This is a genomic window from Gordonia sp. (in: high G+C Gram-positive bacteria), from assembly GCF_049299075.1.
Taxonomy (GTDB): Bacteria; Actinomycetota; Actinomycetes; order Mycobacteriales; family Mycobacteriaceae; genus Gordonia.
In genome coordinates this window covers 1-5,213 of sequence record NZ_JBAQWU010000046.1, presented here as the reverse complement: position 1 = coordinate 5,213, position 5,213 = coordinate 1, and the positions used below count along the sequence as shown (strand labels likewise).

The 5,213-nt window shown below is 63.9% G+C and carries 6 protein-coding genes and 3 tRNA genes; all 9 read right to left on the bottom strand.

Going from position 1 to position 5,213, the window contains the following annotated elements; all coding sequences use genetic code 11:
- Positions 1–61 precede the first annotated feature (61 nt).
- Positions 62–778, bottom strand: coding sequence for a 50S ribosomal protein L1 (gene rplA / locus WAW85_RS01755; protein ID WP_422557940.1), 717 nt, complete (start codon positions 776–778; stop codon positions 62–64).
- 112 nt (positions 779–890) lie between these two features.
- A complete protein-coding gene (rplK, locus tag WAW85_RS01750) occupies positions 891–1,325 on the bottom strand; it encodes a 50S ribosomal protein L11 (protein WP_422557939.1) in 435 nt (144 codons plus the stop codon).
- A gap of 91 nt (positions 1,326–1,416) precedes the next feature.
- Positions 1,417–2,229 carry a transcription termination/antitermination protein NusG gene (gene nusG / locus WAW85_RS01745; RefSeq protein WP_422557938.1) on the bottom strand — a complete coding sequence of 271 codons (813 nt, stop codon included), beginning with the start codon at positions 2,227–2,229 and terminating at the stop codon, positions 1,417–1,419.
- Positions 2,230–2,301: 72 nt separating this feature from the next.
- Complete coding sequence (gene secE, locus WAW85_RS01740) at positions 2,302–2,709, bottom strand: preprotein translocase subunit SecE (RefSeq protein WP_422557937.1); 408 nt, start codon at positions 2,707–2,709, stop codon at positions 2,302–2,304.
- A 77-nt stretch (positions 2,710–2,786) separates the two neighbouring features.
- A tRNA-Trp gene (locus WAW85_RS01735) sits at positions 2,787–2,859 on the bottom strand.
- Between the two features lie 435 nt (positions 2,860–3,294).
- Entirely contained in the window at positions 3,295–4,365 is a 1,071-nt protein-coding gene (locus WAW85_RS01730) for a fused (3R)-hydroxyacyl-ACP dehydratase subunits HadA/HadB (protein ID WP_422557941.1), read from the bottom strand.
- A 291-nt stretch (positions 4,366–4,656) separates the two neighbouring features.
- The gene (rpmG, locus tag WAW85_RS01725; protein ID WP_422557936.1) at positions 4,657–4,824 is read right to left on the bottom strand and encodes a 50S ribosomal protein L33; all 168 of its coding nucleotides are present in this window, start codon (positions 4,822–4,824) and stop codon (positions 4,657–4,659) included.
- 47 nt (positions 4,825–4,871) lie between these two features.
- Positions 4,872–4,945 (bottom strand) — tRNA-Met (locus WAW85_RS01720).
- 34 nt (positions 4,946–4,979) lie between these two features.
- Positions 4,980–5,052: transfer RNA gene (locus tag WAW85_RS01715), tRNA-Thr, on the bottom strand.
- Positions 5,053–5,213: the final 161 nt, after the last annotated feature.

Sequence of the window (5,213 nt, the reverse complement as noted above, 5' to 3'; positions counted from 1 at the left end):
CGACGAGGGGCACCGCCGGTATGGCGGTGCCCCTCGTCGTTGGTGGCGTTGTGCGACCAGATCAGGCCTGGTCAGCCTCGGTGAAGTTCCGCGAGATCGACGGGTCGACGCCGATACCCGGTCCGGTGGTCGTGGAGACCGTGACCTTCTTCAGGTAGCGGCCCTTGGCGGCCGACGGCTTCGCACGCATGATCTCGTCGTACGCCGCACCGTAGTTCTGGGCCAGCTGCTCCGGCGAGAACGACGCCTTGCCGATAACAAAGTGCAGGTTCGCAGCCTTGTCGACGCGGAAGTTGATCTTGCCGCCCTTGATGTCGTTGATGGCCTTGGTGACATCCGGGGTGACGGTGCCGGTCTTCGGGTTCGGCATCAGACCACGCGGGCCGAGGACACGCGCGATACGACCGACCTTGGCCATCTGATCCGGGGTCGCGATGGCGGCGTCGAAATCGAGCCACCCGCCCTGGATCTTCTCGATCAGGTCTTCGGCGCCCACGGCGTCGGCGCCGGCAGCCTCGGCCTCAGCGGCCTTGTCGCCGACGGCGAACACGATCACGCGGGCAGTCTTGCCGGTGCCGTTCGGCAGGCTGACGGTGCCGCGCACCATCTGATCCGCCTTGCGGGGGTCGACGCCAAGCCGGACAGCGACCTCCACGGTCGAGTCGGTGTTCTTCGACGACGTCTCCTTCGCGAGAGTGACAGCCTCCAGCGGGCTGTACAGCGCATCGCGATCGATCTTCTCAGCGGCGGCCCGGTAGGCCTTGCTCTTCTTACTCATCTGCTCTGTTCCTTCTTCTCGATCTCAGACGATCGGGAGTGAGTGGTTAGTGGGCCGAGCACGGCCCTCCCACGGGGTTCTTGGTACGACTCGAGTCAGCCTTCGACTCGGGTCAGCCTTCGACCGTGATGCCCATCGACCGAGCGGTACCGGCGATGATCTTCGCGGCAGCCTCGATGTCGTTGGCGTTCAGGCCCTCTTCTTTGGTCTTGGCGATCTCCCGGACCTGGTCCATGGTGACCTTGCCGACCTTGTTGGTGTGCGGCTCGCCCGAACCCTTCTGGATGCCAGCAGCCTTCAGCAGCAGCTTGGCAGCCGGCGGGGTCTTCAGTTTGAAGTCGAACGAGCGATCTTCGTATACGGAGATCTCGACCGGGATAACGTTGCCACGCTGGCCCTCGGTCGCGGCGTTGTACGCCTTGCAGAACTCCATGATGTTCACGCCGTGCTGACCAAGCGCCGGACCCACGGGCGGCGCAGGATTGGCCTGGCCGGCCTGAATCTGGAGCTTGATGATCCCGGCGAGCTTCTTCTTCTTGGGAGGCATCTCTCTTGTCCTTTTTCTTTCAAAATCCGCGCACGCTGGATACGCGGAAGTCTCGTTGTCTCCCGGCGCGGAGCCGGGAGGGCGGGAGAAGCTAGAGCTTCTCCACCTGGTTGAATCCGAGCTCGACCGGAGTCTCGCGACCGAAGATCGACACCAGCACCTTGACCTTGCGCTGTTCGGTGTTGACCTCGCTGATCGACGCCGGCAGGGTCGCGAACGGGCCGTCCATGACGGTCACCGATTCACCGACCTCGAAGTCGACCTCGACCAGGTTCGTCACGGCCGCAGCAGCGGCTTCGACGCTCTCGCCAGCAGCGGCGGCCTTAGCGGCCGCAGCAGCCTTGCGAACCTCGCCGCGCGGGATCAAGAACTGAAGCACTTCCTTGATCGACAGCGCGGTCGGGGTGGTGTTGTTCATGCTCAGGAAGCCGGTGACGCCCGGGGTGTGGCGCACTGCGCCCCACGCCTCGTCGTTCAGCTCCATGCGCACCAGGATGTAGCCGGGCAGCACCTTGCGGTTGACCTTCTTCGGCTGACCATTCTTGATCTCGGTGACTTCTTCGGCCGGCACAACGACCTCGAAAATGTAGTCGCCCACATCCAGGTTCTGCACGCGGGTCTCGAGGTTGGCTTTCACCTTGTTCTCGTACCCGGCGTACGAGTGGATCACGTACCAATCGCCCGGCTGCCGGCGCAGTTCGCGCTTCTTAGCCTCGATCGGATCCTCTTCGTCGGCTTCAGTGGCTTCACCCGCGGCGGCCTCGCCTTCAGCGGCCGTATCGGCTTCGACGGTCTCGTCAACGATCGCGACGTCGTCGGCAGGAGCGTCGACGTCGACCGTCACCGACTCGACCTCAACCTCACCGGTCTCCGGCGATTCGATCTCGTTCTCCGGGGTGCTCATGGGCGCCCACGCTCCTTCATTGACACGTTCAATTCCTTTTGTCCCGCCGCGGACCTCGCCCGCGCCGATCTGTTAGCCGAAGACCAACAGCGTCAGCTTGGCGAAGCCGACGTCCAGCCCGAAGATCACCGCGGTGACCAGGGCCACAAAGACCAGCACACCAATGCTGTAAACGACCATCTCGTGGCGCGTCGGCCAGATGACCTTCTTCAGCTCGGCGACGACCTGAGTCAGGAACGTCCAGACCCGCACGAACGGGTTGCGACTGTCCATGCCGGCGCCCTCTTCGGCAGCGACGTCCACGACGCCAGCCTTACCGGTGGGCGTCGAATCGCCGGACGCGGTGCGCCGCTCCCGAGCGCGTCGCTTGCCCGAGGGCTTCATCTCGTCGGCTTCGATGACGTCGACGTCAATGCCGGTGTCGTCGCCGACGGTCAGCTCCGCGTCATCTTTCGGAGCCTTGCGATCGCGCTTAGCCATTCACCGATCCCTTCGTCTACGTCCCTCCCCTTGCGGAGAGGAGCCCCGAGGTGTGCACTCCCCCGGAACATCGGGTGCAGGGGCGACAGGACTTGAACCTGCAACCTGCGGTTTTGGAGACCGCTGCTCTACCAGTTGAGCTACGCCCCTCTGCGCTGGCCTGACGACCGGCACTGTAGAGAGCCTAACAACACCAACGCGCCACCCTCTGGGCGGCGCGCAAGTCTAGGTAAACCCTCGACTTAGTCAGTGTAGAGCACCGGGCCCACCGACCCAAACCCGCTGCCCGGCGCCGCGAGGCTTCGACAAGCTCAGCCAGCAACACGTCGACCCACCCCCTGAGCCATCCCCGCTCCCTGAGCTGGCCCCGCTCCCTGAGCTGGCCCCGCTCCCTGAGCCTGTCGAAGGGTCAGCCCGACCTCGCCCGGAGGCTTCGACAGGCTCAGCCAGCGACTCGTGGTTGCCCCCAGCGACTCGTGGTTGCCCCCAGCGACTCGCGGTTGCCCCCAGCGACTCGCGGTTGCCCCCAGCGACTCGTGGTTGCCCCCAGCGGGCGACACGGCGCTCCCTGAGCTTGTCGAAGGGTCAGTTGAACTGCACGACCACCGTGGCGCGGCCGAAGATCTTCCGGTCGCCCTGTTTGGCGGTCAGCGCGATGGTGCCGCGGCGGGTTTCCGGGTCCAGTGACTTGACTTTGCCGGTGAAGTCGATGGCGGCACTGTGGTCGGCGGGCACGTAGACCGGACTGGTGAAGCGCACGCTGTACTCGCCGAAGGCGGCCGGATCGCCGATGAACTCGGACACGTAGGTGGCGCCCAGGCCCATCGTCTGCATGCCGTGCGCGACCACATCGTCGAGGCCCTCGGCCGCCGAGATCACGTGATCGGAGAAGTGGATCGGATTGGGATCGCCAGCCACGCCCGCGTAGTTGGTCAGGTTGCCGCGGGTCACCAGGAACTGCTTGGGCGGCAGCTCCTGGCCCACCTCGAGGGCGTCGAAGTCGATGGCCCCGTAAGCGCCGGACCGGGCAATCGGATCGGGGCGGCCACTCGGATCGTTCTCTTTGACCACGGTGATCCCCGGATCACCGACGGAGTCAACCTTCATCATCACGTGCTCCATGGAGTCTTCGAGTTCCTGCGGCACCTTGAGGCCCGGGCGCGCGACGATCGAGGTCCACGTCGTCATGATCGGCTCGTCGTGCTGATTCCAGATGACATTCTTGGTGACCATCATGTCGATCACCTCCGGGCTGGTGATGTGCCGGAACGATTCCAGCGATACATCACAGATCAGCTGATCGCCCTGCTTCATCGGCTGGTGGTACACGAGTCGCTGGTCGGTCTGCATGATCTGCCACAGGTCATAACCGGTGACGACTTCTTCGAACAGTTTGCGCTGGGCGATCATGCCCATCACCGAGACGAACGTCGGATGCGCCACGAGCGTGTCGTGACCGAACTCCTTGGCGCCGGCTTCACTCCAGTGCGTGGGGTGCGCGTCCTGGACGGCCTGCGCGTGCTTGCGGATCTCCTCGCGGCCGATCTCGTAGTAGTCGTCGACGGTGTAGTGGTAGCCAACGACTGACGCGGTGTGTGCGGCGATCTCGTCGGGCGTGCGGTCGTCGGAACCGCCGGCGCCGAACGTCGACTTCATCGCAGTGTCATCCAGTCGTGGCATTTTCTGTTCCCTTCGGGCTGCACCTCACCGGCGGCCGTGGGGCAGCGCGGAGCGGAGACTCCGCGATCGGTGCATCGTCGTCGTGACGTTGGTGCAAACGTTTAAGATTCTGCGCCAGCGTCGACGCAGGCGACAAATTCTGCGCGTCGTGTCACACCGCCGGGGCGGGGCGCAGACAACTCAAGCGGGCCCCTCACGTCAGTGAGATGGCCCGCTCAATTGCCGCTCCAGCCGCACCACAACGGGCGCGGCAATCGCGAAGAACGCTTAGCGCGATTCCTTGTGAAGCTCGTGAGTGCCGCAGTTCCGGCAGAACTTCTTCACCTCGAGACGATCGGGATCGTTGCGGCGGTTCTTCTTGGTGATGTAGTTGCGGTGCTTGCACACCTCGCAGGCCAAGGTGATCTTCGGCCGCACGTCAGTTGAGGAAGCCATTGTCCTTAGCCTTCTTTCGCGGATTACATAGGAACGGTATTGCCTTGTAGCGGTGGGGGGACTCGATCCCCCGACCTCACGATTATGAGTCGTGCGCTCTAACCAGCTGAGCTACACCGCCATGTCGGCACCGGTGTCACCACCGAAACCAAGCGAGCCCCCTGACGGAATCGAACCGTCGACCTTTTCCTTACCATGGAAACGCTCTACCGACTGAGCTAAGGGGGCGTCTCTCTCCCGACCGAAACCGGCTGGACGAGAAGCCTTCACGAGATTACACAGGCGCCCCCCGGTTGACCAAAACCGCTGGTCAACACGCTTGACGCTCGTTCCTCACGTGGTGGCAGATGTAGGATTCGAACCTACGTAGCTTGCGCGACGGATTTACA